The organism is Terriglobales bacterium, from assembly GCA_035454605.1.
GTDB lineage: Bacteria > Acidobacteriota > Terriglobia > Terriglobales > Acidobacteriaceae > DATMAB01.
Window position 1 is genome coordinate 1 of record DATIGQ010000135.1, and the last position, 26,245, is coordinate 26,245.

At 64.5% G+C, this 26,245-nt stretch carries 29 protein-coding genes and 1 tRNA gene; 19 read left to right on the top strand and 11 right to left on the bottom strand.

The window, feature by feature from the left end:
- Positions 1 to 228: 228 nt before the first annotated feature.
- The 4 genes from VLE48_09780 (at position 229) to VLE48_09795 (ending at position 2,466) form a co-directional block, all read left to right on the top strand.
- A complete protein-coding gene (locus tag VLE48_09780; GenBank protein HSA93288.1) occupies positions 229 to 1,002 on the top strand; it encodes an alpha/beta hydrolase in 774 nt (257 codons plus the stop codon).
- Positions 1,003 to 1,127: 125 nt separating this feature from the next.
- Complete coding sequence (locus VLE48_09785) at positions 1,128 to 1,331, top strand: hypothetical protein (GenBank protein HSA93289.1); 204 nt, start codon at positions 1,128 to 1,130, stop codon at positions 1,329 to 1,331.
- A gap of 41 nt (positions 1,332 to 1,372) precedes the next feature.
- On the top strand, positions 1,373 to 2,026 hold the full coding sequence (locus VLE48_09790) for a septal ring lytic transglycosylase RlpA family protein (protein ID HSA93290.1): 654 nt from the start codon (positions 1,373 to 1,375) through the stop codon (positions 2,024 to 2,026).
- A 98-nt stretch (positions 2,027 to 2,124) separates the two neighbouring features.
- Positions 2,125 to 2,466, top strand: coding sequence for a histidine triad nucleotide-binding protein (locus VLE48_09795; GenBank protein ID HSA93291.1), 342 nt, complete (start codon positions 2,125 to 2,127; stop codon positions 2,464 to 2,466).
- 123 nt (positions 2,467 to 2,589) lie between these two features.
- On the opposite strand, the gene VLE48_09800 is transcribed toward VLE48_09795, so the two are convergent.
- The 6 genes from VLE48_09800 to VLE48_09825 all read right to left on the bottom strand — a co-directional run bounded on the left by VLE48_09800 (position 2,590) and on the right by VLE48_09825 (position 8,002).
- Positions 2,590 to 3,210: a response regulator gene (locus VLE48_09800; protein ID HSA93292.1), complete on the bottom strand. Its 621-nt coding sequence runs from the start codon at positions 3,208 to 3,210 to the stop codon at positions 2,590 to 2,592.
- Between the two features lie 751 nt (positions 3,211 to 3,961).
- Positions 3,962 to 5,101 carry a VOC family protein gene (locus tag VLE48_09805; GenBank protein HSA93293.1) on the bottom strand — a complete coding sequence of 380 codons (1,140 nt, stop codon included), beginning with the start codon at positions 5,099 to 5,101 and terminating at the stop codon, positions 3,962 to 3,964.
- A gap of 222 nt (positions 5,102 to 5,323) precedes the next feature.
- Complete coding sequence (locus tag VLE48_09810) at positions 5,324 to 5,674, bottom strand: hypothetical protein (GenBank protein HSA93294.1); 351 nt, start codon at positions 5,672 to 5,674, stop codon at positions 5,324 to 5,326.
- A gap of 93 nt (positions 5,675 to 5,767) precedes the next feature.
- Positions 5,768 to 6,124, bottom strand: coding sequence for a hypothetical protein (locus VLE48_09815; GenBank protein ID HSA93295.1), 357 nt, complete (start codon positions 6,122 to 6,124; stop codon positions 5,768 to 5,770).
- Positions 6,125 to 6,230: 106 nt separating this feature from the next.
- Positions 6,231 to 7,262 carry a serine/threonine-protein kinase gene (locus VLE48_09820; protein ID HSA93296.1) on the bottom strand — a complete coding sequence of 344 codons (1,032 nt, stop codon included), beginning with the start codon at positions 7,260 to 7,262 and terminating at the stop codon, positions 6,231 to 6,233.
- Positions 7,259 to 8,002 carry a sigma-70 family RNA polymerase sigma factor gene (locus tag VLE48_09825; GenBank protein ID HSA93297.1) on the bottom strand — a complete coding sequence of 248 codons (744 nt, stop codon included), beginning with the start codon at positions 8,000 to 8,002 and terminating at the stop codon, positions 7,259 to 7,261. Before VLE48_09825 ends, VLE48_09820 begins: the two co-directional genes overlap by 4 nt.
- A 366-nt stretch (positions 8,003 to 8,368) precedes the next feature.
- Between VLE48_09825 and VLE48_09830 the strand changes: the two genes are divergently transcribed.
- The 8 genes from VLE48_09830 (at position 8,369) to VLE48_09865 (ending at position 13,662) form a co-directional block, all read left to right on the top strand.
- Positions 8,369 to 9,871 carry a radical SAM protein gene (locus VLE48_09830; GenBank protein HSA93298.1) on the top strand — a complete coding sequence of 501 codons (1,503 nt, stop codon included), beginning with the start codon at positions 8,369 to 8,371 and terminating at the stop codon, positions 9,869 to 9,871.
- A gap of 130 nt (positions 9,872 to 10,001) precedes the next feature.
- Complete coding sequence (locus VLE48_09835) at positions 10,002 to 10,433, top strand: ester cyclase (protein ID HSA93299.1); 432 nt, start codon at positions 10,002 to 10,004, stop codon at positions 10,431 to 10,433.
- Between the two features lie 69 nt (positions 10,434 to 10,502).
- Positions 10,503 to 10,577: transfer RNA gene (locus VLE48_09840), tRNA-Val, on the top strand.
- 103 nt (positions 10,578 to 10,680) lie between these two features.
- On the top strand, positions 10,681 to 11,412 hold the full coding sequence (locus tag VLE48_09845) for a sigma-70 family RNA polymerase sigma factor (protein ID HSA93300.1): 732 nt from the start codon (positions 10,681 to 10,683) through the stop codon (positions 11,410 to 11,412).
- Positions 11,409 to 11,909: a hypothetical protein gene (locus VLE48_09850; GenBank protein ID HSA93301.1), complete on the top strand. Its 501-nt coding sequence runs from the start codon at positions 11,409 to 11,411 to the stop codon at positions 11,907 to 11,909. Before VLE48_09845 ends, VLE48_09850 begins: the two co-directional genes overlap by 4 nt.
- 61 nt (positions 11,910 to 11,970) lie before the next feature.
- Positions 11,971 to 12,636 carry a DUF3106 domain-containing protein gene (locus tag VLE48_09855; GenBank protein ID HSA93302.1) on the top strand — a complete coding sequence of 222 codons (666 nt, stop codon included), beginning with the start codon at positions 11,971 to 11,973 and terminating at the stop codon, positions 12,634 to 12,636.
- Between the two features lie 286 nt (positions 12,637 to 12,922).
- Positions 12,923 to 13,240, top strand: coding sequence for an antibiotic biosynthesis monooxygenase (locus tag VLE48_09860; GenBank protein ID HSA93303.1), 318 nt, complete (start codon positions 12,923 to 12,925; stop codon positions 13,238 to 13,240).
- Between the two features lie 140 nt (positions 13,241 to 13,380).
- Positions 13,381 to 13,662, top strand: coding sequence for a hypothetical protein (locus VLE48_09865; GenBank protein ID HSA93304.1), 282 nt, complete (start codon positions 13,381 to 13,383; stop codon positions 13,660 to 13,662).
- A gap of 53 nt (positions 13,663 to 13,715) precedes the next feature.
- Here VLE48_09865 and VLE48_09870 read toward each other — a convergent pair whose 3' ends face one another.
- Positions 13,716 to 14,081, bottom strand: coding sequence for a VOC family protein (locus VLE48_09870; protein HSA93305.1), 366 nt, complete (start codon positions 14,079 to 14,081; stop codon positions 13,716 to 13,718).
- Between the two features lie 356 nt (positions 14,082 to 14,437).
- Between VLE48_09870 and VLE48_09875 the strand changes: the two genes are divergently transcribed.
- Entirely contained in the window at positions 14,438 to 14,692 is a 255-nt protein-coding gene (locus tag VLE48_09875; GenBank protein ID HSA93306.1) for a hypothetical protein, read from the top strand.
- A gap of 95 nt (positions 14,693 to 14,787) precedes the next feature.
- On the opposite strand, the gene VLE48_09880 is transcribed toward VLE48_09875, so the two are convergent.
- From VLE48_09880 to VLE48_09890, 3 genes are all read right to left on the bottom strand, one after another.
- Positions 14,788 to 15,705: a proline dehydrogenase family protein gene (locus tag VLE48_09880; GenBank protein HSA93307.1), complete on the bottom strand. Its 918-nt coding sequence runs from the start codon at positions 15,703 to 15,705 to the stop codon at positions 14,788 to 14,790.
- A gap of 139 nt (positions 15,706 to 15,844) precedes the next feature.
- On the bottom strand, positions 15,845 to 16,777 hold the full coding sequence (trxB, locus tag VLE48_09885; protein HSA93308.1) for a thioredoxin-disulfide reductase: 933 nt from the start codon (positions 16,775 to 16,777) through the stop codon (positions 15,845 to 15,847).
- A 94-nt stretch (positions 16,778 to 16,871) separates the two neighbouring features.
- Positions 16,872 to 17,543 carry a hypothetical protein gene (locus tag VLE48_09890; protein HSA93309.1) on the bottom strand — a complete coding sequence of 224 codons (672 nt, stop codon included), beginning with the start codon at positions 17,541 to 17,543 and terminating at the stop codon, positions 16,872 to 16,874.
- Positions 17,544 to 17,608: 65 nt separating this feature from the next.
- Here VLE48_09890 and VLE48_09895 point away from each other — a divergent pair, with 65 nt between their 5' ends.
- From VLE48_09895 to VLE48_09910, 4 genes are all read left to right on the top strand, one after another.
- On the top strand, positions 17,609 to 17,809 hold the full coding sequence (locus VLE48_09895) for a hypothetical protein (GenBank protein ID HSA93310.1): 201 nt from the start codon (positions 17,609 to 17,611) through the stop codon (positions 17,807 to 17,809).
- 96 nt (positions 17,810 to 17,905) lie between these two features.
- Positions 17,906 to 20,116, top strand: a complete 2,211-nt coding sequence (locus VLE48_09900; GenBank protein ID HSA93311.1) for a SpoIIE family protein phosphatase — start codon at positions 17,906 to 17,908, stop codon at positions 20,114 to 20,116.
- A 106-nt stretch (positions 20,117 to 20,222) separates the two neighbouring features.
- Complete coding sequence (locus tag VLE48_09905; protein HSA93312.1) at positions 20,223 to 20,930, top strand: lipid-binding SYLF domain-containing protein; 708 nt, start codon at positions 20,223 to 20,225, stop codon at positions 20,928 to 20,930.
- Positions 20,931 to 21,106: 176 nt separating this feature from the next.
- Complete coding sequence (locus VLE48_09910) at positions 21,107 to 22,093, top strand: substrate-binding domain-containing protein (protein HSA93313.1); 987 nt, start codon at positions 21,107 to 21,109, stop codon at positions 22,091 to 22,093.
- A 91-nt stretch (positions 22,094 to 22,184) separates the two neighbouring features.
- On the opposite strand, the gene VLE48_09915 is transcribed toward VLE48_09910, so the two are convergent.
- Positions 22,185 to 22,964 carry an IclR family transcriptional regulator gene (locus VLE48_09915; GenBank protein ID HSA93314.1) on the bottom strand — a complete coding sequence of 260 codons (780 nt, stop codon included), beginning with the start codon at positions 22,962 to 22,964 and terminating at the stop codon, positions 22,185 to 22,187.
- Between the two features lie 206 nt (positions 22,965 to 23,170).
- On the opposite strand from VLE48_09915, the gene VLE48_09920 reads away from it, so the two are divergent.
- Together VLE48_09920 and aceA are read left to right on the top strand one after the other, a co-directional pair.
- The gene (locus tag VLE48_09920; GenBank protein HSA93315.1) at positions 23,171 to 24,754 is read left to right on the top strand and encodes a hypothetical protein; all 1,584 of its coding nucleotides are present in this window, start codon (positions 23,171 to 23,173) and stop codon (positions 24,752 to 24,754) included.
- A gap of 71 nt (positions 24,755 to 24,825) precedes the next feature.
- Positions 24,826 to 26,175: an isocitrate lyase gene (aceA, locus tag VLE48_09925; GenBank protein ID HSA93316.1), complete on the top strand. Its 1,350-nt coding sequence runs from the start codon at positions 24,826 to 24,828 to the stop codon at positions 26,173 to 26,175.
- Positions 26,176 to 26,245: the final 70 nt, after the last annotated feature.

Consider the following 26,245-nt stretch of genomic DNA (forward strand, 5'->3'; position numbering starts at 1 on the left):
GAGGGCACCACCTGGTACCGGCACCGCATCTGGCCCGCGACCTATTGGCGGCAGTGGTCGGACTTCGCCATCCACCGCATCCACTTGCGCGTGCTGCGCCACATTCAGCGCCTTTCCGAGCAGGGTGCCGCGGTCCACACGCCCGAACCGTAGAATTCTCTTTGCCGCCGGCCCGTCGTATACTGCGCCTCCGGAGCCGCCGTGTCGGCAACCTCACTCAGGCGCCGAATGTCCTCGTTCCTGCTGACTCTCGCCGTCGTCTACGGGGTTGTCCTCGCTTATCTGTGGTTCTTCGGCGACACCCTGGTGTACTTCCCGCCCTCGTCGAGCTACCGCGATGACGGCGACATCCTGAAGATTCCCGCCCGCGACGGCACGCGCCTTTCCGCCATCTACCTGGCCAATCCCGAAGCGCGCTTCACGGTGCTTTTCACGCACGGTAACGCCGAGGACATCGGCCACAACGACTTCTTTCTCCACGCTCTCCACGACGCCGGCTTTGCCGTGCTTGCTTGGGACTATCGTGGCTACGGCACCAGTGAAGGCCGGCCCTCGGAAGCCACGTTCTACAGCGATAGCGAGGACGCCTACGACTACCTCACCCGGCAGCTCGGCGTCCCGCCCGAGCGCGTCTTGCTTCTCGGGCGCTCGCTCGGCGGAGCCTCGGCGGTGCACGTCGCTTCTCTTAAACCGGTGGCCGGGCTCGTTCTGGAAAGCACGTTCGTCTCCGGACGTCGCATGCTGGTGCGCTGGCCCATCTTCCCCTTCGATCGCTACCGCAGCCGCGACAAACTTCGCCAGGTGCGCTGTCCGGTGTTCGTCCTCCACGGGACCTCGGATACCACCATTCCCTCCGAGCATGGCCGCTTGCTGTTCGAAGCCGCCAACCCGCCGAAGCAGTCCTGGTGGGTCGAAGGCGCCGGCCACAACGACTTGTTTTTCGTCGCCGGCAAGGAGTACCTGCGCCGCCTGCGCGACTTTGCCGCCTCCCTGGGTTCCTAACTTCTTGGCTGAATGCTGATTGCTGACTGCTGAGTGCTTCTTCTGGTTCTCGACCGTTGACCCTTCTCCCCGGCAACGCGATAATCGTTGTGCCTGGCATCCGCTATTCATCGAGGTGTGTCTCCGTGGAGAATGCGCAGAAACCTGTCTCCCCACCGGACCCGCTGGAGGAAATGGGCCGCAAGGTGGGCCGCGAACTGGGCGAGATCGTGAACTATCTCAACAACGAAGTGGTGCCCAAGGTCCGCAACCAGTCCAGCGGCGGTCTGCGCACGGCGGCGCAGAAGCTCATCGAGTTGGCCGACTACATGGACCGCAACCGCCGCTGAGCCTCCGCCTGGCGGCAACACTGGTCATCGCCGCCACGGTTGTGCTCGCGGGCTGCGGCGCCAAGCGCACCACGCGCACCTCCGCTCCGCCGCCCGCCCCCTCTTCGACCTCCTCGGCAAAGATCAGCGTTCCCAAGGACGCCAAGCCCATCTACATCGAGACCGGCCTGGCCAGTTGGTACGGCGGTCCCTATCACAACCGTCGCGCTGCCGATGGTTCCCTTTACGACATGCATGCTCCGACCGCCGCCCACCGCACCCTTCCCCTCAAGACCATCGTTCGGGTCACCAATCTCGAAACCCGCCGCTCCACTCTGGTGCGCATCACCGACCGCGGGCCTTTTGTCGAGCGCCGCATCATTGACTTGTCCATGGCCGCCGCCAAGGAAGTGGACGTCTACCGCGCCGGCGTGGCGCCGGTAAAAGTCGAGGTGCTCCAGACGCCTTCCCCGCTCTTCAAGGGCGGCCGCTGGGCGGTGCAGATCGGCGCCTTCGACGATGAAGACCGCGCCGTCAAGCTCAAGAACAACCTCATTCGGCGCTATCCCGATTCGCGCGTCCTGGCTTTTGTCAGCCCGGTAGGCAAGTGGTGGGTCCGCGTGCGCGTCCCCGACGACGACCGCAAGCAGGCCCAGCAGATCGCGCGCAACACGGCTCCCTCCCAGGGCCAAACCTTCCTGGTACGCCTGGATTGAAGTAAGCGGCGAGAACGGGTCTGGATTTCGACCTGTCCGTCCTTACCGATCCGATTTTTTCAGTTCGTAGTTCGCGTTTCGCAGTTCATACTTCCCGCATGCCCGATTGCCTCTTTTGCAAGATCATCGCCGGCCAAATCCCTTCCAGGAAGGTCTATGAGGACGAGCACGTCTTCGCCTTCGAGGACATCAACCCGCAGGCGCCCACCCACGTGCTGATCGTGCCCAAGAAACATCTTCGCGGATTGAAGGAAGCGCAGCCCGAGGACGCCGAGCTGCTGGGTCGCTGTGAGCTGGTGGCCGCGCAGATCGCGCGTCAGCGCCAGATCGAGGAAGGGTACCGCACCGTCTACAACGTGGGACCGCGCGCCGGCCAGTCCGTGTTCCACCTGCATCTGCATCTGCTCGGCGGCCGCAGCCTGCGCTGGCCACCGGGCTAGGATCGTGGGTTTTCGTTCCGAGGAATCCCTATACCCTGACAAGAGCAAACGCCACCCACCGGCTGGGCAGCCCCACCCTTGTCGCGACTGGTGTGGGAGCGACAGGGTGGAAACGAAGGTCGCCTAGTCGAAGCTCTGCTCTTCCGGCGCGCCGTGCCGCCGCAGCAATTGCGGCAGGTTCTGTGAGAACGCCGAGCGCGGCATCACCGCATCGCATCCCGCCTGTTGCGCCTTCAGCTTCAGGTCGCCCTGCACGTGCGAAAGGAACCCGATCACCGACGTTCCCTTCAGCTTCGACTTCAGCTTGGGAATGGTGGAAAGCGGCTTGGCCGCCGTGCTGTTCAGGTCCAGGATGATCAGTGAGGGTGGCTCGGCCCCGTTCGACTGCACCCGTTCCAGCAGTTCCTTGTCGCTCTTGACGAAGTCCACCTTCACGTTCAGCTTGCGCGCTGTTTCCTGCACCTTGGCGATGAAGAACAGGTCGTCGATCGCCGCCACGATGCGCGTCGGCGCGTCGGCAGGGATCGCCAACGGCTCCACCGCCGGTTCCTGGTGGAAGCGCTGCGGCTGGTAGCCGCCGCGGAAGCGATGGTTCCCGCCTTGTCCCTGCGGGTTGCGATAGCTGTGGTCCATGGGACCGGTGAAGGCTGCGGGGCGATGATGGCCGCCCTGTCCCGGACGCCCGCCCCGGCGACGCCGCCGGTGACGCCCCGGACGCGATGGTTGATTCGGTCCGTGTTGCATCACACTCTCTGCTTGGTTCTCGGTTGGGCCGGCGGCTTGGTGCACGCCGGCTGGTGTCTTCTCGATACGTTACGCCCTGTGGCGTTACGCAGGCTGTGTTCGCGGAAACCCTTGATTGCCGGGGGAACTCACCTGTTTCCGTCCGGAGAACTCTCGCTCCGGTCTGGATGTCGCTCGTTGATTCTCTCGTCCGTCTGCGCGCTGCTGCCGTGTGGCGCGGAGTGCCGTCGGGCGCGCTCGGCTGACCGTGAGGACAAGCCTGATACTACCCTCGACCCCATCCTCAGCGCAAGCCCCTACCTAGAGATGCAACTCCTCTGCGAAAAGATGACCGAACTGCCTGTCTGGATCTGCTTGATGCTCTTGTCATTCCGAGTCCGCCGTGGCAGACGAGGAATCCCCATGGCCGACGGTGCCCCGCGTTCGCGCCGCCCTTTTGGGCGCGTACGTGGGAAGCGAAAAACGGACCGAACCCGCAACCCGGTTGCTCGCCACCAAGAAAATCAGGGCGCCCGCCGGCGCCCTGTCGAGGGATACAACTGGAGGCGCGCGCCGCAATCCCGGGCGGAGCGAAGGGACTCTCGCCCGCGGCCGCGCCTCCCTTATTTTTTGTCTTCTCTCTAATGCAATCTGGGCTCCGAACGCTCCGCCCTTCGCTGCCAACCACTTGCGCCGCCTATGGGACGAGCGCATCCGCTTCTGCGGAACTGTCGTCCCAAGCGGTACGCAATTCCATAAAACCCCCGGGCCTTTACTTCGGAGCCGCACTGAACATCTGCGCCATCCGTTTCTCCATCTCCTCCGGCGAGACGTCCTCTTTGTGCGTTGCCAGCGCCCAGTTGTGGCCGAACGGATCGATCAGCTTGCCGAAGCGGTCGCCCCAGAACATGTCTTCCGGCGGCATCACCGCCTTGGCTCCCGCCTTCACCGCCTGCGCAAAGGTCTTGTCCACGTCCTCCACGTATAGGAACACGCTCGCCGGCGAGCCTTTCAGCGCTTCCGGTGAAACGGCTCCCTGCTCCGGATTCTCGTCGCTCAGCATCACTACCGAGTCGCCGATGTCGATCTCGGCATGCGCCACCGAGCCGCCCGGTCCCGGCATCCGGAACCGTTCTTTGGCCCCGAATGCGCGCTGGTAGTAATCGATTGCCTTGGCTGCCCCGCGCACCACCAGATACGGCGTGATGCTGTGGTATCCGTCGGGGATCGCTTTCACTTTTCCTGCCATGATTTCTTTCTCCTTGAAGTTGGATTGCGACTCTCCGATCCTCTGCGTCAGCCGGATGAGTCGCCCACCCGACTCGGACTTTTCCTGGGCCGAACCGGAGCCGTTGGAGGCATCCTGCCGGGAAGAAGCCCCGCTCTCCTCCACCGGTACCGGCACGATGATCAGCGCTCCCGGCGTCCCTTCGTCCAACACGAACGCCGGCGCTCCAGGCCCCGCCTTCGCGCCGATGTCCGCGTTGCTCAGATAGGGCGCATAGAACATCAAGTGCGGCCGATACGGAAGCACTGTCTTGCCCTCTTCGTCGATGGGCAGGCGGTTCTCCTTCGACAGCATGTACACGATCCCCGGACGCCGCGGCGCGCGGAAGCGCCCGCTGGCGTAGCCCGCGGCCACCGCCTGCTCGATCTCCTTGCGGCTCTTCCCTTGCATCCGCAGGTCGCCTTCGAACAGCTCGACTTTCATCCGCGTCTCGCTGCCTTCGGCGTCGTAGCACTCCGGCTCCTGGCTCCCCGGCACGGAACGCCCCACGAAGCAGTGGAATCCGTTCTTGCTCTCGCGGATCTTCAGGTACCCGCTCTTCTCCAGCACGTAGACGCCGGCCTCCTCGGCAAAGTGCGCCGGACCCGCGCTCAGGGCCAGCGCGATCTCCTGTTCCCGCGGCATCGGCTCCGGCTTCCAGGCTTGCGCCTGAGCTTCTGCCGCTCGACCTAAAGCCAGCGAACACATAACTAGCGTCACCATTGCGAACCCGACTTGTCGCCTCTTGAACATCGTCACTCCCCAGTCTTGCTGACTGCTGAATGCTGAGTGCTGAATGCCAGCCCGAACCGATACGCGTTCATTGATTCAATGATTGACTGATTCAATGATTCAATCCCCGACTGCTTACTTCGCCTGCGCCTCCCGTGCGCCGAACCTCTGCGTCGCGAATCCCACAATCAATCCCAGCAGCGCACCCGGCAGCATGATGTCCCAGAACAACTTGGCATCGGCCGTCATGGTGACCACGTAGCTGCACAGCACCCCTACCGTCAGGCCGCTCACGATGCCCAACGGCAGTGAGTTGACCTTGCGCGCCACCAGGCCGATGATCGTCCCGCTCACGAATCCCTTCAGCGTCGAGTACAGGATCACCGTGGTCATGATCGGCGCCAACTCCGGGTACAGATACCCCGAAAGCCCGTCCATCAGCCCCAGCGCCCCGCCCAGCAGCAATCCCAGCAGCGGCCGCGGCATGGCTCGCCTCCCATTCATCGGCCGCTCGTCCTTCTCTTAACCGCGCCCACGGGTCTCTTTAACCAGTTCGTAGTTCGCAGCTCGCAGATGGCCCTACGCCGCTCTTGGACTACGCCCGTACTTCTGCGTCGCATAGCCCACCAGCAGGCCGACAATGGTTCCTGGCAGCATGATCTCGAAGTAATAATGTTTCCCGCTCGGGTCCGGCATGGCCGCCACCGCGTACGCCAGCAGCAAGCCCACCGCGCCTCCGAACAGGATGCCCAGCGCGAGCGAGTTCACCTTACGCGCAAAGAACCCGATCAGCACCCCGGCCACCACGCCCTTCATGGTGGAGCCGATCACGATCCCCACCATCTGGTCCCGCACTTCCGGCGTGAACCACGCCGTCAGCCCGTCGATCACGCCCAGCACGGCGCCCACGATCACTCCCAGCAGTACCTTGTTCATCGCTCTCTCCTCACTGGCTCACTACTCCTGATTCACCTCTCACGTCCAATCCTTTAATGGTGTCCGAAAAACAGCCATGACGGGACTCACCAAATCACCAAATGTCTCACCGCCGCGTCCACACGATCAGCGCCACTCGCATCACCAGGTAGGCCACCACCAGCAGGATGGCCACCTTGTGGCGGGCAAACACTCTCGCCGCCCGTTCCACCAGCGACTCGTGATGCGCCTCCACCGGCAGGCCGTCGCGGTAGCGGGCCACGTCCGCTCCCAGTTCCTTGGCGGTGGGATAGCGCGCCGCCGGCTCCGCCGCCATGGCCTTGGCGCAGATCGCCGCCAGCGCCCGCGGCAGCGATCCCGACGCCGCCCGCGCGCCCGCCGCTTCGCCCGCCACTCCCAGCGTGGTCGCCTCCGGCGGGGCATGCCCGGTCAGCAGGAACCGCAGAATGGCGCCCAGCGCGAACACATCCGCGCGCGCATCCACCTGCGCGCTCTCGCCCCGCGCCTGCTCCGGCGCCATGTAGCCCGGCGTGCCCAACACCATGCCGTGTGCCGTCTGTCGCGCCGGCGCGGCCGGCTGTGCCTCCGCGACCGTGGCGGCTTCCGCCTCCGCCGCTTCGCGCAGGATTTTGGCCACGCCCCAGTCCATCACCAGCACTTCCCCGAACGGGCCCACCATCACGTTCTCCGGCTTCAGGTCACGATGCACCACCCCGCGGTCATGCGCGAACGCGGCTGCGTCGCAGATGCGCTCGAAGATGCGCAGCCGCTCCGGCACCGAAGTGCTCGCTGTCGCCCAGCGGTCCAGCCGCGGCCCCTCGACGTATTTCATGGTGTAGAACACGCGCCCGTCGGGCAGCGTGCCCACGTCGTGCACCGGCACCATGCCGGGATGATCCAGCCGCGCCAGGATCTTCGCTTCACGCAGCAGACGCGCTCCCAGGTCGCCCGCCGAATCCGGCAGCCGCAGCACCTTCAGCGCGACTTTCCGGTCCAGCGCGGTATCCGTCGCCAGGTACACCGTGCCCATGCCGCCCGCACCCAGCCGTTCCACCAGCCGGTAACGCGTCCCGGAAAGATCGGGCTCGTCGGCGGCGGCGCGCAGCCGTTCGAGCGCCCGGTCGGAAAGCCAGCTCACGAGCCCTCCACGCCCAGCAGCGCCCGCGCCTCGCGCCGGAACTCGTCTTCCGTCGCCGTCATCTCCCGCAGCTTTTCGAGCACGATCCTCCGGAACTCCCGCCGCGCCCACGCCAGGTAGTTGGTCACGTCGGTGGTCGCCAGGCCCGTCTCCCGTGCCAGTTGCTCGTACGTCGGACGCCGCTCGCCCGCATCGTCCATGTCATAGCGCTCGAAAAGCTGGAAATGGACCATCTTGCCCCGCGCCTCACACTCCTTCTTTAACCCTTCAATGGCCAGTTCAAACAGGCTGCGCACCCATTCCCGCTCGAAAAAGTCTTCCGCCGGAGCCGGCGCTGAGCGCCCCAGTTCGTGTTCCGCCGTTTCGAAATCCAGCGACAGCATTACTGCATCACCACCGCGCTTCAGCCGTCGCGCTGCCCGGTCCGCGTTCTGCACCACTCCGTCCACGCACACCCGCAGGAACGTCCGCAGCCGCGCTTTTGCCGGATCGTAGCTCTCGAGGAAATCCTTCTCGATCAGCCGCGCGAAGAACTCCTGCGTCAGGTCCTTGGCGTCTTCGTTGGACCTGTTCCACTGCACCCGGACGTACTTGTACACCGGCTTCCAGTAGGCCGCGATCAGGGTCTCGAGCGCCCGCTGCCGCTCCGCCGGATCGTCACTCCGCGCAGCCTCGATCGCCGACCACCGCGTCTGCGGAAACCGCGCGCTCCCCCCGCCCATGGATGTGTCGTCCGCCATGTCTCCTCGAAGCGCCGAGTGTAAGCCGCCGCGAAGGGCGGGAACAAGGCTGGCGGTCCTCCGCTACGTCTATGCGGTCTTTGTCTCTACTACCTGTAGGAGATTGTCATCCTGAGCGAGCGCCGCGAAATGCAGTTCAGCCGCGCCGCAGTTTGGCGCGGTCGCGGACGAGTCGAGGGATCTTGGGTTTGTCCTTCGTGGAAGGACCGTGGTGGCCCCACCCTTGTCGCTCACGCGTTGGAGCGACAGGGTCGGACCTACCGTTCAATGATTCAATGACCGACTGATTCAATCCCCATACATCCCTTCCCTTCCTTCCCTCATCCATGCCAACATCAAGCCCACGCGGTCCCGTGGAGGCCATCGGTGAGAGTCCTCCTCCTATCCATGCCGGACTCCTTCGAGCACATGCCTGCGCTCGTCATCCGCATGCCCAACGGCGCGCTCACTTCGCTCGCCGGCAACCTGGACCCGCGCCACCAGGTCGTCGTCGCCGACCTCATCCTGGCGCAGAAGACCGTCCGCGCGACCGTGGAGCGCCTTGTCCGCGAGCTTCAGCCCGACGTCGTCGGCCTCTCCGTCATGACCTTCCAGCGCCGGACGGCATTCCGCATCATGGAACTGGTCCGTGCGCTGCGTCCCGAAGCGCGCATCGTGGTCGGCGGCTACGACTCCAGCCTCGCGCCCGAGGCCTACGTCGAAAGCGGCCTCGCCGATTTCATCGTCCGCGGCGAAGGCGAACTCACTTTCTGCGAACTGTTGCGCGCGCTCGAAAAACCCGCCGAAAGCCGCGATGGCCTGACCGAAATCCCCGGCCTCACATCGCGTTTCGGCTCCGAATGGCGTCAGAATCCGCCGCGCCCCGCGCACGATCTCGAAAGCGGCGCCATCCGCCTGCCCAACCGCGCCGCCCGCGTGCTCAGGGGCTACACCATGCTCGGCCGGCCGGTGGACGTAGTCGAAACCTCGCGTGGCTGCACTTTCGACTGCTCGTTCTGCTCCATCATCGAGATGCGCGGCCGCAACTTCCACACCTACTCCTTCGATCGCGTCCTGGCTGATATCTCGGACGCCCGCGCCCACGGCGCCCGCGTCATTTTTCTCGTCGACGACAACATCACCCTCAACGTCCGCCGCTTCGAAGCCCTGTGTCGGGCGATCATTGACTCCGGCCTCAACCGCCTGCACTACATCGTGCAGGCCATGACGTCGGCCATCGCCGCGCACGGTGACGCGCTCGCTCCGCTCATGCGTCGCGCCGGCTTTCGCTACGTCTTTCTCGGCATCGAGAACATCCTGGCCTCCGACCTTGCCTTCCTGCGCGCCGGTTCCAAGAACGCCCTGCGCGAGAACGGACGCAACACCGGCAACGCCACCCTGCGCGCCATCGATTGTCTGCATCGCCACCGCATGTACGTGGTCGGAGGGCTCATCGTGGGCAACCCCGAGGACACCGCCGAATCCGTCGACGCCAACCTCGACTTCGCCCGCCGCCACGTCGACTGGCCCTACATCCAGCACCCCACGCCCTATCCCCGCACTCCCATGACCAAGGACTTCCTCGCCGCCGGCCTGATCATCAACAATCGGCTCGAAGACTACGACGGCACCACCGCCGTCGTGCGCACCCGCCATCTTCCCGCCCACGAAGTCGAGTACCGCCGCTGGCGCGCCGAACGTTGGATGAAAGTGCGCCACCTGCCCTCTGTTTTCCGGCAGAATCCTTGGTTCGGCCTCACCCACGGCCCGCGCATGCTCGCCCACACGTTCCGCGGCTCTTCTCTGCGCTCCCTGCTCGGCCTCGAAGACTCGCGCAAGTCCTTCGAACGCTACCGCGCCCTCCGCGCTGCCGAGCGTACCTATCTCTAGAGATCGGCGCATCGCCTTGACCCTGCCCATTCACGCGCTCATAATTGTGTTTGCCTCAGTTTCACTGCTCGCACATCGTCTTCATCTACCGGGAAACCTACCGAACATGCAGACTGGAGGAGAAAAACCCATGTCAGAAGCCAACAAGAAGCTGGCTCGGCGGTTCATCGAGGAAGCTCTCAACAAAGGAGACTTCCGCGTCATCGACGAAGTCGTTTCCAAGGACTACATCTACCGTGAGCCCACGCTCGGGGAAAGCAAGGGGCCAGAAGGCTGCAAGCAGCTGCTCACCAGTTTTCGCACCGCGTTTCCGGATGTCGCCTGCACCATCGTGGATCAGATCGCCGAAGGGGATCGCCTGGTCACCCGCTGGACAGCCCGCGGCACTCATCGCGGCGAGCTCCTGGGCATCGCGCCCACCAACAAGCCGGTCACGCTCACGGGAGTGGTGATCAGCCGCTTCGCGCAGGGCAAACTGGTCGAGGACTTCGAGATCTTCGACGCTCTCGGCCTCATGCGCCAGCTTGGCGTCGTCCCTGCCACTGTCGGCAAGGCCGCCTGACCGTCGTTTCCAGAAACTCAACCGGGCCGGCTCCCGCCGGCCCTTCTGCTAAAATACCTCTCTCGCAGTGGGCGCTTAACTCAGCGGTAGAGTGCCATCTTCACACGGTGGAAGTCGTAGGTTCGAATCCTACAGCGCCCACCATTTTCCACATCCGGCTTTCTTCCGCGGCTCTGCTCTTCGCTCCTGCCAATCCGGCTTCACGTCCGGTTCCTCCGCCCGGGTTGTAGAATCCAATCCAGCAGCGATGGCGAAGGAGCCCGAATCCGGCCCCGGGGAGACGCCGCAACTTTTTGACGGCAAGCGGGTTAGTAGCGGTGTGAGCAGCGTTGCGCTCCAGCGGCAGGCGATGGGCGCCGCGGCGCGGCAGGAAGAAGCGGGCGACGGATTCCTGGGAGGCCCGCTCGACCTGCTGTCCGACGCCCAGGTCATGCTGCGCGTGGCCGCCGGCGACGACGCCGCCTTCGACTACCTGGTGGAGAAGTTCCGCCGTCCGCTCATCGGCTTCATGTATCGCATGGTGCGCAGCCAGGCCATCGCGGAAGAGCTGGCGCAGGAAGCGTTCCTGCGCGTGTATCGCTCGCGCAAGAGTTACCGGGCGGAGGCGCGCTTCACCACCTGGCTCTACCGCATCGCCACCAACCTGGCGGTGAACCACGCGCGCGACATGCGCAGCAAGCGCGCGCAGGCGACCACCAGCCTGGACGAGCCGCCGCCGGAAGGATCGGCGCCGCTCGACGTCGCCGACGCCGCACCTACCGCCGAGCAACTGCTGCTGGCGCGGGAGCGGCGCGAGGCCATCCGCCAGCGCGTGGAAGCCTTGCCCGAGCGGCAGCGCCTCGCGGTGCTGATGCACAAGTACCAAGGCATGGACTACCGCGAGATCGGCGAAGTGCTGAAGCTGAGCGAGTCGGCGACCAAGAGCCTGCTGTTCCGCGCCTATGAGTCGCTGCGCGAGAGTTTGAAGGAGTTCCTATGAAGTGCGGACAGTTGCGGGACGAGTTGCTGGAACTGGCCGCGGGGCGCGCCACGGTGTCGGCAGAGGCGCAGGCGCATCTCGAGGCGTGCGAGAAGTGCGCGCGCGAGCTGGCTTCCCTGCGCCAGACCATGAACCTGCTCGACGAGTGGCAGGCGCCCCAGCCTTCTCCGTATTTCGATCAGCGGCTGAAGGCGCGCGTGCGCGAGGAATCCGCAAAGGCCGCGCCGGCGTGGCTGGAATGGTTGCGCAAGCCCGCGCTCGCCGCCGTCTTCGCCGGCCTGCTGGTGGCGGCGGTGGCCCTGTTCCGCGAAGGCGCGCCTCCGGAACAACTGGTGCAGACGCAGCCGCCGCCCTCGGTGGCGGCCGTAGTGGTGAGCGCCCAGCCCGGTACAGCGGTGAGCGATTTGCAGGATCTGGACCGCAACCAGGACCTGTACGCGAATTTCGACTGGCTGGATGAGATGGATGCCCAGAATACGCAGCCGACGTCGAACTAGAATGAGCCAGTGAATCATTGAGTCAGTCAACCAATGAAAGCGGAATAGTGAGGAGCAGCGGTTGAAGCGGTTGCAGATCATTTTGGTGATGATGTTGACGGCCGTGCTGGCAGCGCCCGCCTGGGCCCAGGACACGGACGCGAGCGCGCCCGCACGCGCCCAAGACAAGAACGACGACAAGAAGGAAGATAAAGACAACGACCGGAGCTACGAGCGCGGCCGGGAATGGAAGAAGGGCAAGCGCGGCGGCGACTGGTCACGGCGTGGGCCGGGACATCATGCCGGCGACTGGCTGCGCCGCTACAAGGACCTGCCGCCGGCCGAGCAGGACAAGGCCCTGGCCGCCGACCCGCAATTCCAGAAGCTGCCGCCGGAGCGCCAGGAGCGTTTGCGCCGCCGCCTGGAAAAGTTCCGCAGCCTGCCGCCCGAGCAGCAGCAGCGCATCCTCCAGAACATGGAGCGCTTCGAGCACATGACGCCGGAGCAGCGCCGCCGCGCCCGCGAACTGCACTTCCGCATGCGCCAGCTTCCCGAAGAGCGCCGCCAGGCGCTGCGCCGGGCCTTCGCCTCGCTGCGCGACCTGCCTGCGGAGGAGCGCGCCCAGGCGCTCGACTCCGAGCACTTCCGCCAGAACTTCACCGAGGAAGAGCGAGAAATGCTGCGGACGATGAGCGAGATTGAGCCACCGCCGCCGGGCGAGCCGCCGGCACCAGCGCCGCAGGATTGAAGGCCCTTTCAACGCAGAGATCGCAGCGCGTACCCAGGGCTTACGCCCTGGGCTACCGATTATGTCGCCCCTGCGGGGCTGCAACGGTGATGGATCAGCGGCCCATCAGCGTGAGGGCAGTTCTCAGTTTTCCGAAACCACGCCGGAGGGCGACGTTTGACAAGCACTCGGATACCGCGTAGGGTGAGAGTTGAGGCAGCACTTACTCTCCTCTTTCAGATCTTCTGAACTAAGTCAGCCCATCTGAAGTTTTCTCCCCTTAGCCACCCAATCTTAAGGAGGTTGAATGTTCGCACGCAACGTCTCTATCCGCCTGAAACCGAACACCCTGAAAGACTTCACGCAAGCCTTCGAAAAGGAAATCGTGCCCATGCTGCGCAAGCAGGCCGGCTTCCGTGATGAGATCGCGCTGGTCAACGAGGGTGGCACGCACGTGACCGCGGTCAGCCTGTGGGACAGCAAGGAACAGGCCGAAGCCTACGACAAGACGGTTTACCCGGGCGTGATCAAGAGCCTGGAGAAATACCTGGACGGCGCACCCAAGGTGTATCCGGGCACGTTGATCCACTCCACGCTGCACCAGTTGGCGGTAGTGGCCGCCTGAACCGGATTCACGCGAGAACGGGGGGCGGAGAATCCGTTTTTCATTCGAGTGAGATCGGGAGGTGAAGTCTCCATGCCAAAACGATTGCAAGCCGGCGCCAGAATGATGCGGGCGGCCCTATGGGCGCCGCGGAGAGCCCGATGTTAGGCGACGGATTCCCGGCCGAGGCCGCCCTGCCCAACGGGACGGCCAAACGCCTGCGCAAGAATACGGTGAACGCGCCGGATACGGTCACCATGACCACGGTGCTGTGCGAGAAATGCGGCGAGAGGTTCGCCATCGGGCATCGCTCGGCGGTGCAGAATCCGTCGCTGGCCGGCCGCCAGGCCCTCTGGCTGGCCGACAAGTTCGTCTGGGACCACATCCAGGAAGCCAAGCACCACGGGTCCATCCGCTTGCCCGGCCCCGACGAGATCAAGTAACTCCCGCGCTCGAGTTCAGCCTTCCGGGTCGGCCGCAATCCAGAAACCGTCCTTCATTCCTCCGGTTGCCACAACTCGATGGGATTTCCCTCCGGGTCATGCAGGCGGGCGAAACGGCCAATCCCGGGATAGTTTTCGGGGTCCTTGACCTCAATGCCTGCGGCCCGCAGTTGGGCAACCATCTTGTCGAGGTCGCGGACGCGGAAGTTCACCATCCAGGCCTTGTTGGCGTCGCCGAAATAATCGGTCTTCTCCGGGAAAGGAGAGAACACGGTGACCCCTGCTTCCTGCCTCCACACCGGGCTTTCGGGGGTGGTGGGTGAGGGGTTGATGCCCAGGTGCTGCTCATACCAGAGCGCCAAAGCTTTGGGATCGTGTGCCCGGAAGAACAGCCCTCCGATTCCCACGACTTTTTCCATTTCCGCTCCTTTCGCGGGCCCGGGGCCGGCAGCGGCCTGCTCCGGGGAAGATGAAACCGTTGGTTGTGCAGCGGTCTGAGCGGCTCGGGCGAGTTGGTTGCCACCCAAGAGGAAGCCCGACCCGCAAGCGAAGGACAGTGTGCGAAGCAGTTGGCGCCTTGGAATATCCACCCCACCCTCCTTCTGAGAGGACACAAGTCGTTCTACGATAACTGTGCGAACGGGGTTCCGTGAAGCGGTCCAATGGGGAGAGAAGCAGTTTCGAGTTTCCAGTTTCAAGTCAAACGCGGCAAGCTGAGAGCTTGTCTTCTTCCGCTAGAGGATTAGAATGGTTTGGCTGGCCTTTCTCCCAAGTCATGAGGCCGGCAGAACGGAAGGCTTCCCTGGCTGCGCGACGCGGCAACCCGAACTGGACTCGGCCCCAGGCCATGGCGACGCCGCCGCCGGGACAAAGCTCGTTCGAACAGATCGTGGCCACGCTGGGGCTCTCGCCCGAAGAGTACGAAGGCTCGATCGTGCTGCGCGAGTGGGTGCGCAAGAACAAAGACCACAAGTATGTGCCCTCAAACCTGCTGAAAGCCTGGGGACTGCAGGTCGACGGCGGAGTGTAGGGAAGTTCCCAGTACCCAGTACCTGGTACCCCGTCTACAGCGAGGCTTTCTCCACCTTTTCTCTGCGATCCCTGCGCTCGCTGCGGTGAAAGCTTCTAGCGGAAAAGATTCTTGAGGATGAAGAAGACGTTGGCGGGACGCTCGGCCAGCCTGCGCATGAAATAGGGATACCACTCGGTGCCGAAAGGGATGTAAACGCGCATGCGCCAGCCCTGGCGCACCAGGTCTTTCTGCAGGTCGCGGCGGATGCCGTAGAGCATCTGGAACTCGAAGGCTTCGGGCGGAATCTTTTCCGCGCGGGCAAAGGCGATGGTGGCCTCGATCATCTTCGGGTCGTGGGTGGCGATGCCGTGATATACGCCGCTCTTGAGCATGAGTTTCATGAGCGCGACGAAGTTGGCATCGACCTCTGACTTCTTCTGCCAGGCAATCTCCGCCGATTCCTTGTACGCGCCCTTGCACAGGCGGATGCGGACACGCTCGGCGCAGAGGTCCTCGACGTCTTTCTGCGAGCGGAAGAGATACGACTGGATGACGGCGCCGATGATGCCGGCGTTCTCCGGGCGGCGGTGCACCTGGCGGACGAAGTCGAGCGTGCGCTGGGTGTAGGGCGAGCCTTCCATATCCACGCGCACGAAGCTGCGCTGGCGCGCGGCGTGAAGGACCAGGTCAGAGACCAGCTCGTGGGCGAGAGATTCGTCCACGTCCAGGCCCATGTGGGTGAGCTTTAGGCTGACGTTGGCGTCGAGCGTGCGGGCGGCGATCTGGTCGAGGAGCTGGTGGTAGAGCGCGGCGCTGTGGCGGGCTTCGTCGGCGTTGGTGACGTTCTCGCCCAGGTTGTCGATGGAGACCGACATGGCGGTGGCGTTGACGTCGCGGGTGGCGGCGAGAACTTCTTCCACCGTCTCGCCGGCGACGAAGCGGCGGGAGACGCGACGGCCCGCGGCCGAACGCTCGGCAAAAGCGCGCAGCGAGCGGCTCTCAGAAAGACGGAGGAACAGCGCCCTTAACAAGCGGCACCCGAGCGATGAAGTGGCGTGCGGCCCGGCGACATGCGGACCGTCGTTTGTAACACAACGAGTAGCGAGTTGCGAGTGCCGAGTGCCGAGTCGCGAGGACAGGAAAATCCGGATCGTGTTGCGAAGGGCAGGGTCAGTGGCCCTGTTCTTCGAGGAACCTCTCGGCTTCCATCGCGGCCATGCAGCCGGTACCGGCGGCGGTGATGGCCTGGCGATAGCGGCGGTCGGCCACGTCGCCGGAGGCGTAGACGCCGGGGACGCGGGTGGAGACGAAGTTGCGGGTGACGAGGTAGCCCTCGGAATCCATGTCGAGCTGGCCCTCGAACATCTTGGCGTTGGGAATGTGGCCGATGCCCAGGAACAGGGCGCTGGTGGGGTGGTCCCAGGCCTGGTTGGTCTTGGGATTACGCAGCTTGACGGCGGTGACTTCCTTCTTGTCGACGTCGTAGACGTCTTCGACCACGGCCGGCGTGACAAACTTGATCTTGGAGTTGGCGCGGGCGCGGTCGAGCATGATCTTGGAGGCGCGAAACTCGTCGCGGCGATGGACGATGGCGACTTCGGTGGCGAAGCGGGTGAGGAACAAGGCTTCTTCCATGGCGGAGTCGCCGCCGCCGACCACGACCACCGGCTTGCCGGAGAAGAAGAACCCGTCGCAGGTGGCGCAGGAAGAAACACCATGCCCGATGAGCGCCTGCTCGTGGGGCAGGCCGAGCCAGCGCGCCGAGGCGCCGCTGGCGATGATGAGGGTCTTGGTCTCGAGGGTTTCCTTGCCGAGGTTGAGCTTGAAGGGACGCTGGCTGAGGTCGGCGCTCACCAAGTGGCCGGAGCGGTACTCGGCGCCGAAACGCGAGGCCTGCTTCTTCATGTTCTCGATCAACTCCGGGCCCTGGATGCCTTCGGGGAAGCCGGGAAAGTTCTCCACCAGGGTGGTGAGCGAGAGCTGGCCGCCGGGCTCGTGGCCCTCGATGACCAGCGGCTTCAGATTGGCGCGCGCCGCGTAGAGCGCGGCGGTGTGTCCGGAACATCCGGAGCCGAGGACGACGACGTTGCGAGGATCGGGCATGAAAAGTTCGCTTTCCGCTATGCGCTATCCGCTATGCACTTCCGCATTGTTAGATTGACGAGCGACGAAATCGATTCAGGCGAGAGTGTAGCACCTAGGGGTTGTTGGACTTGGGCGGAGGAGCAGCGCTTTTCGCGGGCGCGGCCTTCCTGGCGCCCACGCCCAGGCGAGCGAGGTCGCCCGGAACGGTGGAGCGCACCCGCAGCATGACGCGGTAGCGCGCCATGATGTCCGAGGCCTGGCGGAACAGGGGCTCGAGGGCGGACTGGTCGGCCTTGGGGCAGCGCGCCAGCGCCACCGAACTTTTCCCGTAGCGCTCGATCTTGACGTGATTGGCCGGCGTGTTCAGAGCCAGCACGGAAGCGATGTCGGCGCCGGCGCTGACCGTATCCTGGATGGAGAGCATGAGCACGTCCTTGGGGTCGCGCACGCGAAACACCAGGGTTTCCGCGATGCTGTTCTCGTCCACGCTGATGGAGTACTGCACGCTGGAGAGCATGCCTTCGGTCAGCTCGCGGCGGATGCGCACCCAGCTGGAGACGGGCGCATCGGGCATGGTGGAGCGGCCGCGGGCGACCTCGAAGTCGGCGGCGAAACGGACACGCTGGGGAATGCTGCCGAGGGCGGCGGCCAAAGCCTGCTTCTCCTCGGGCGAGGGGGCGCAGACGTTGAGATAGGTGACGCGCACTTCGGGCTTGGCAGCAGGTTCCTGAGCGAGCCCAACAGCAGAAGCGAAGACGATGGCAAGCAACCAAAGGGGACGCACGAATGCATTCTAACTTAGAGCAGACCCTTCGCTCCCGGCGATCGCCTTTTGGCTAGAATGCGGGTATGGCCAACCTGACCCTGGTGTACGGAATGCGACTGCTGCCGTCGGACGAGATCGTGGAAGTGGGAGAGGCGCCGGTGAGGCTGAAAGGCGGGCACCAGGCGCACGTGACCATGCATGTGCTGGAAGGCAGCAAGGAAGACATCGAAAAGCAGTTGCGAGCCAGCGTGGAGGCGTTCTTCGATTTCTATCCGGAGATCTAGCGGCTGCGGATCGCTTTCCGCTCTGTGCTTTCCGCTTTCCGAAATGCGTTCCCAACGCGGCGCATATAATCAAGGATCGCGCACCCCGCTCGCGCCATGAGACTTTACCGATTCCTGCGGCGAAAGTTTGCGTTGGTGGTTCCCACCAGCCTGCTGGGCCAGCTTGCGCTCTACCTGCTGGCGGTGAACCTGGTTCTGGTGGTGCTGCACGGAATCTGGGTGCTGGCCAAGCCCGGTCCGGAAGCGGGCGGAGACCTTCCCGAGTGGATCACCTTCTTCAACGTGCTGCTGGTCGGTATGTACAGCATCCTGCTGGTTCGCTGGATGCGGGGGGTGCTGCTGTGGCGGCTGCGCAACCGGCTGATCGTAACCTACTTCTTCGTAGGCGTAGTGCCGGCGGTGCTGCTGGTCGCGATGGCGCTGATCTCGTTCTACATCTTCGCGGGACAGTTCGCGACCTTCCTGGTGACGTCGGACTTGCAGGCCGAAGTGAAGGCATTGCAATCGGCCAACGCGAGCCGGGCGTCGGCGCTGGCGGGCAGCCTGCGACGCGGGCGGGGGACGAGCGCTTCGGTCACCGAGACCCGTGAGCTGGAAACCAGCCTGCCGGTGTCGTCGAAGACGCAAGTGGTGGCCTGGTATCGCGGGCGGCCCTTCCTGCTGCAGGGAGAACCCGGGGCTCAGCCGCTGGCCGTTCCCGGGTGGCTCAAAGAGAACTTCAGCGGCGTGGCGCTGGATGAATCCGGACTCTACCTGCGGGCCACAACCTCGGAGCGGGTCGGCAACGAGACGATGACGGTCATCACCAGCATGCCCTTGGACAAGGAGGTGGTGGACCGCATCGCGGCGGGGCTGGGCCGGACGACGTTTTACATCACGGGCGGCGACTTCAACGTGGGCGCGGATTTTGAACCGACGGAAGCGGGCGAGCGCCCAATGGTGCAACTGGAGGGCCAGCGCGAGGGGACGGAGCAGCGCGGCGTGCGCGTGCGACGGCAGTCGTCGCAACCGGCGCCGGCCCGCTCCAGCCTGAGCGTGGAGGGCGGACGTCTGCCGCCACGCACGCGCTGGCTGGACCGGCCGGTGACCTTCGGCGCCCTCTTCCTTTTCGCGGACTGGAAGACGGGCGAAGAAACCGCCAGCCTGTTTGCAGTGCGCACGCGTCCGTCGGCGCTTTACGCGCGGCTGTTCGGGACATTCGGGGCGTGGGCGGGAGCGTGGGCCGTGGCGCTGGCGGCGCTGGCGGTGTTCCTGGCGATCATCGCACTGGTGGCGGTCGCAGTGGCTATCGGCCTGACACGCACGGTTACGGGCTCGGTGCATGCGCTCTACCAAGCCACGCAACACATCAACCGTGGCGATTTGAGCTACCGCATCGCAGTGCGCCAGAAAGACCAGTTGGCGGAACTGGAGTCATCGTTCAACTCCATGAGCACGTCCCTCCAGCGGCTGCTGGTGGAGGAAAAAGAGAAGAACCGCTTGCAGAGCGAGCTGGCCATCGCGCAGGAGGTGCAGAACCAACTGTTCCCGCGCGAGTTTCCGGCGCAGGAAGGACTGGAAGTGCACGGTATCTGCCGGCCGGCCAGGATCGTGAGCGGAGACTACTACGACTTCCTGGTTTCAGGCAGCGACCGGCTGGGGATCGCGTTGGGCGACATCAGCGGCAAGGGGATCTCGGCGGCGCTGCTGATGGCGACGCTGCATTCTGCGGTGCGGGCGTTCCAGATCAGCGGCGTACCGGAGAGAGTCGCGGCGACAACCGGTCCAGGCGCTGAGCGGCATGAAATGAGCGCCTCCGGCGCTTCCCTGGCGGTGGCTTCGGCGAACGGAGCGGTGTCGCCCGGATATCTGCTCGAAATCCTCAATCATCACCTGTACCGCAGCACGACGCCGGAGAAGTACGCCACGTTGTTCCTCGGCTCTTATGACGGGCGGGCACGTAAGCTGCAGTATTCGAACGCGGGACACCTGCCGCCTATCGTGCTGCGCGCGAACGGTGAAGTGGAGCGGCTCAGGGAAGGCGGCACGGTGCTGGGAATGTTCGACGAGCTCACCTTCGAGGAGGGTTCGGTGGAGCTGCGTCCAGGAGACATCTTTCTGGCTTTCAGCGACGGCATCACCGAACCGGAGAACGAGTTCGGGGAGTTCGGCGAGACCCGCCTGATCGAGCTGGTGCAAGAGAACCGCCACCTGCCGCTGCCGCAGATCACGGACGCAGTGGTGGGAGCGGTGAACGACTGGATCGCCGGGACCGAGCAGCCGGACGACATCACGCTGGTGCTGGCGCGGGGTAAAAGCAGTGGCTAGTGGTTAGTGGCTGGACGCAGGACCCAGACCCTAGGCTAAACGCGCAGGCAACTCGCGGTTGCCGGAGGTCATCTTCCGGCCTAGCATGTGGTAATCAGGAGGAATCATGCGACGATTCTTGGTCCTAGTCCTTGGAATGGCGGTGGTTTCGGCGCCGGCGCTCGCCGGAGACAAAGACAACGAGCGGTTGGAGAATGCAGGTGAAGTACTGAAGGAGATCCTGAACATCCCGGACAACATTCCGCAAGACCTGCTGGACAAGGCGGAGTGCATCATCGTGCTGCCGGGAGTGAAGAAGTTCGCCATCGGGATCGGGGGCAGCTACGGGCGCGGTGCGATGGTCTGCCGCGGCGGCGCCACGTTCACGGGGCCGTGGGGAGCGCCCGCCATGTTCCGATTGGAGGGTGGCAACATCGGCCTCCAGCTGGGCGGCCAGGAAACCGATTTCGTGCTGTTGATCATGAACCCCAAGGGGGCGCGCTCGGTGATGGGGAGCAAGGTCAAGCTGGGAGCTGACGCCGCGGCGGCCGCCGGACCCAAGGGGCGCACGGCGACCGCAGCCACGGACGTGGTGATGCGGGCGGAAATCCTCTCCTACTCGCGTTCCCGCGGCTTGTTTGCGGGAGTTTCGCTGGAAGGCTCGACGCTGCGGCAGGACAACGGCCCCAACAAGAGCCTTTACGGGCGCGAGATCAGCGCGCGCGAAATCCTGCGCGAAGGCAAGGTGGGTGTGCCGTCGGCTGCGCAGCACCTGGTTTCCCTGCTGAACTCGAAGACGCCGAAGAACCTGTCGGACCCGAAGTCGCTGGAGTAGGCGCGGCAGCGCCAGCCCCCAATGGGGAGGAGCAGGGGAGGGAGTCTCCTTTTCTTTTTCTCGCGAGAGTGTCTAGAATCGCGGGCATCTCCAGCCGCCGCGGCCTACCGACGTGCGCATCCCATCCACACGGCTAAAGGCCGGTTTCGGCGGACGCCACGAGGAAGGAGTTGGCCATGTCCAAGACCATTCTGCTTCGGCTCACAGGGAGCTTGGCGGTCCTGCTTCTGACGGTCGTCTCCTGCAGCCGCTCTCCGCACGACTCCGACGAGATGTACTACCTGGTAACGGCCAACAAGAAGGTGACGTACTGGCAGGAGGCGCGGGCCGGATTCGAGGAGGCCGCCCGCCAACTCAAGGTAAGGGCGGAATTCGTCGGCCCGGACACCTACGATCCCGAGGCGCAGCAGGAGGAGTTCCACAAGATCGTGCAGAAGAAGCCGACCGGCATCCTGTTGTCGGCAGCCGACCCCAAGCTGATGAAGCCGGAGATCGATGCGGCGGCAGCGGCGGGCATTAACGTCATCACACTGGACGCCGACGTCCCCGACAGCAAGCGATTGCTGTTCATCGGCACCAACAACTATGAGGCCGGCAAGCTGGGCGGCGAGGTGCTGGCCAAGGCGCTGGGCGGCAAGGGCAACGTGGTGGTGTTCACCATGCCCGGGCAAGCCAATCTGCGGGAACGCCTGAACGGGTACCGGTCGGTTCTGGAAGCACATCCGGGAATCAAGATCGTGGAAGTCGTAGACATTCAAGGAAGTCCGACCATGGCCTTTGACCGGACCAAGCAGATCCTGGACAAGTCCAAAGACGAGGTGCAGGCGTTCGTCTGCCTGGAAGCGTTGGCGGGTAAGGAGGTAGCGGAGGTGATCGACCGCCATGAGGCGCGCGGCAAGGTCGTGGTGGCTATGGACGCGGACGAGGGGACGCTGGACTGGATCGAGAGAGGCGGGATCGTCGCCACCATCGCACAGAAACCCTATAGCATGGGTTTCAACGGGCTGAAGATGCTCGACCAGCTCTATCACAAGCAGGCCGGTCCGGCGGGAGAAGGCGCCCGCGCCGAGCTGCCCCAGTTCGTCGATACCGGGACCATGCTGGTGGACAAGTCCAACCTGGACGCCTTTCGCAAGTCGCTGGCAGGGAGCGCAGGCAAGTAGGCCCGTGGCTGCTCCCGACCGATGGCTGGAATCCCTGCTGAACTCGAAGAGGCCGAAGGACCTGTCCAACGCGAAGTCGCTGGCGTAGGGATTAGGGCCGGATGCGCGGACGATAGCCGAGTTCGCGGGAAATACGGCGGGCAGCCTCGCGCACCAAGCTGGCGATGCGAGGCAGGCCGGCGCGGGTCAATTCACTGGTGGCGCCGCTGACACCCACGCTGGCCTCGACCTGGCCGGAGCTGTCGAACACCGGGGCGGCCACACAACGCACACCCAGACTGTTCTCCTCCTCGTCCACCGCGTAGCCCTGGGCACGGACACGCTCGAACTCGCGGTGAAGGCGGGCATGCGAGGTGATGCTGCGAGGCGTCCTCCGAGGAAGGTGGCGACCACGCAGCAACGCCTCCAATTCCTCTTCCGGCAAAAAGGCCACCAGGGCCTTGCCAACGCTGGTGGTGTGAATATCGACTCGCTTGCCCACCCAGGTGTCCATCTTGATGAAGCCGGCCGCCTCCGCTTTCTGGATGTAGACGGCCTCCGCGTGGTCGAGAATAGCCAGGTGGGCACTCAAGCCGGTCTGCCCTGCCAAGTGGCGCAGGATGGGCAGCGCCAGTTCGCGAAGGTCCAGGCCCGCCAGCGTGGCATGACTGAGACTGAGCACCTTGAGGCCTAAGCGGTACTTCCCGGTTTCGCGATCGCGGCGCAGGTACCCGGCATGTTCCAGAGTCCGCAGGATGTAGCTGGCAGAACTCTTGGGGATCCGCAGGTGCCGGCTAATCTCGGCGTTGGTCATGCCCCCACCTTGGTGGCCCACACCTTCGAGCATGGCCAGAGCGCGCTGGACGGCGGTGGCGGGAGTTTCCTTCGACATGTTGCGGACCAAGCCTTGTAGCGCCGGCGGTCCTTCCTCCAAGACATTATAGCGAATTCGTGTTCACGATATTGAACGACAGGGTTGACACTCCCGGGTCACGCTTTTAAGGTAGAAAAGGTACACGGTATTGTATGTATGTTCAACATATTGAACATACTGAATGGGCTTTACGTCACGCGAATCCCTGCAGAGGAGGTACTGGAATGAACGCCGCGCCCGCAATCGAGATCAGGCTGGACCCGAGGATGAACCGCGCCCCGGAGGGGTTCCGGGCGGAGGCCGATCTACCCAGCGGCTTTGCTGACTTGCTGGCCGCGCTTCACCGGCGCTTCACGCCCTGGCAGCAGGAACTGATCGCAAAACGGGCCGAGATGCTGGCAGAGGCGCACCGCGGCCGCCTTCCCCAATATCTGGGGGAGTCCCCTGCTACGCGGGACGACTGGCGGATCGAGCTTCCGGAATGGTGCGCAGACCAGCGCAACCAGATGACCGGTCCGGCTGATGACGCGGAACTGGTGGTCAAGATGCTGAACTCGGGCGCTCCCGGGGTGATGCTGGACCTGGAGGACTCGATGGCCAACTTCTGGCCCAGCCTCACGCAGGGGATCGAAAACATCCTAAGGGCGCTGCGGGGGGAGCTGACGTACTACGACGGCAAGCGGGAACGCCAGGTGAGCATCGAGCCGAGCCCGACGGTGATCTGGATCCGGCCGCGGGGCCTGCACCTGAGCCAGGCGGGGATCCTGCCGGATGAGCCTGTGGCGGCGCCGTTGTTCGATGTGGCCCGCATTGTCCACGCGGTGGACCCGGCGGAACTCAAGCATCCACTGGCGTTCTACATTCCAAAATCCGAGTCGGCCGAGGAAGCCCACTGGTGGCGCAATTTGTTCCAGGCGCTGGCCAAGGCGAAAGGCCTTCCCAAGGACGCCATCAAGTGCATGGCGCTGGTGGAATCTCACCCGCTCGCCTTCCAGATGGAAGAGTTCCTCTACACGCTGCGGGATCACATCCTGGGGCTGAACCTGGGCCGCTGGGACTACATGGCCAGCCTGATCCACTACAACTTGCACGACGCCAACTGGGTGCTGCCGGACCGCAACACCATCCCGCATGACGTTGCGTTCTTTCAGAACCTGCGACTGCGCATTCCGGAGGTGTGCCACAAGCGCGGCGTGCTGGCCATCGGAGGGATGACGGCGCTGTATCCCAGCCGGGTGGATCCTGAGCTGAACGCCCGGGCGCTGGATGTGCTGCAGAAGGACAAGAAGAACGAGGCGGACTGCCTGATGGACGGCGCCTGGACGGGGCACCCGGACCAGAACGAGATCGCGGTGGAGCAGTTCCCGTATCCCAACCAGCTTTCCCGCCGGCCGGGCGATCCGATCGCGCACCCGGACCTCAGGCCTGTGCCTGAGGGCGTGGGAAAGACCACGGTCGCCGGCACGCGAGCGGCGGTTCGCACCGTGATCCGCTACCGCAACGGCGTGTTGAACGGCAAGGGCGCGAGTTTGCTGGATGGCTACATGGAAGACCTGGCGACGGACCGCATCTATCGGCTGATGATCGCGCAGCGGATGCGGCACCGCGGCCAGGTGAAGATCCTGGACGAGAACGGCCACTCCAACGTTCACACACCGGGACTGGTGAGCCAATTGTTTGACGAGGAACTGGAACGGATCCTGAGCGAACTGCCGAACGATGCGGGTGCAGAGACGATCGACCGCTACCGCGAAGCAAGGCAGCAGAGTGAGCGCATGATCGTGGAGGAGGAGTTCAATCCGGTGTGATGAAAGCGACGGCCGGCGTTCGATGCGGCGAATCGTGACCAGCAGGACTGAACTACGCCAAGGAGGTGAGCATGGGAAGCAAGCGAAACGGACACGGGATCGAGCGTGACATGGGCATGCAGGAGAAACCGAAGAAAGCGAACGGGCATGGCGCGGTGTCGACATGGCAGGACGCGATCGAGCGCCCGTATTCTCCAGCGGACGTGCAGCGCCTGCGGGGCTCCGTGCGCATCGAGCACACACTGGCGCGGCGCGGAGCCGAACGTCTGCGGCGTCTGCTGGCCAGCGAGCCGTACGTGGCCGCCCTGGGCGCCCTCACCGGCAACCAGGCGGTGCAGCAAGTGCAAGCGGGGCTGAAGGCGATCTACGTCAGCGGATGGCAGGTGGCGGCCGACGCCAACGACGCCGGTCAGATGTATCCCGATCAGAGCCTGTATCCGGTCGATAGCGTGCCGAACCTGGTGGGTCGCATCAATCGCGCGCTGCAGCGGGCCGACCAGATCCACCACGCCGAGGGCCGGGACGAGATCGACTGGTTCGCTCCGCTGGTGGCCGACGCGGAAGCCGGCTTTGGCAGCGCTCTGAACGCGTTTGAGTTGATGAAGGCCATGATCGAAGCCGGCGCCGCCTGCGTCCACTTCGAGGATCAACTGGCGTCCGCGAAGAAGTGCGGACACCTGGGGGGTAAGGTCCTGGTGCCGACCGAGGAGTTCATCCGCAAGCTGGTGGCGGCCCGGCTGGCCGCCGACGTGATGGGCGTTCCCACGCTCTTGATGGCCCGAACCGATGCCAACAGTGCCACGCTGATCACCAGCGACGTTGACGAACGCGACCGGCGGTTCTTCAGCGGAGGCCGCACGAAAGAGGGATTCTTCCAGATCTCCGGCGGGCTGGAAGTGGCCATCGCGCGCGCGCTGGCATACGCCCCTTACGCCGACATGATCTGGTGCGAGACCGCGCATCCCGACCTGCAGGAAGCTCGGCGATTCGCGGAAGCCGTGCTGGAACGCTTCCCGGGGAAGCCGCTGGCCTACAACTGCTCACCGTCGTTCAACTGGAAGAAGAACCTGGACGACGCCACCATTGCCCGCTTCCAGCAAGAGCTGGCGGCCATGGGCTACAAGTTCCAGTTCGTGACCCTGGCCGGATTCCACTCTTTGAACCTGGTGATGTTCGATCTGGCGCGGGGCTACAGGGACGAAGGCATGTCTGCCTATTGCCGGCTGCAGGAAGCCGAGTTCCGGAATGAGCGGGAAACAGGCTACGCTGCGGTGAAACACCAGCGATTCGTGGGCACCGGGTATTTCGACGACGTGGCGCGGACCATCGCGGGCGGCGCGACCTCTACGGAAGCGCTGCATGGCTCGACGGAGGAGGAGCAGTTCACGAACCAGAGCACGGGTATCGAGGTCCGCCCGTAGGCAGCGCGGGGCCCGGCCTCCTCTTGGCCATGGTTAGACCCGGTTGCGGGTATCATGCTCGCTCCGGGTG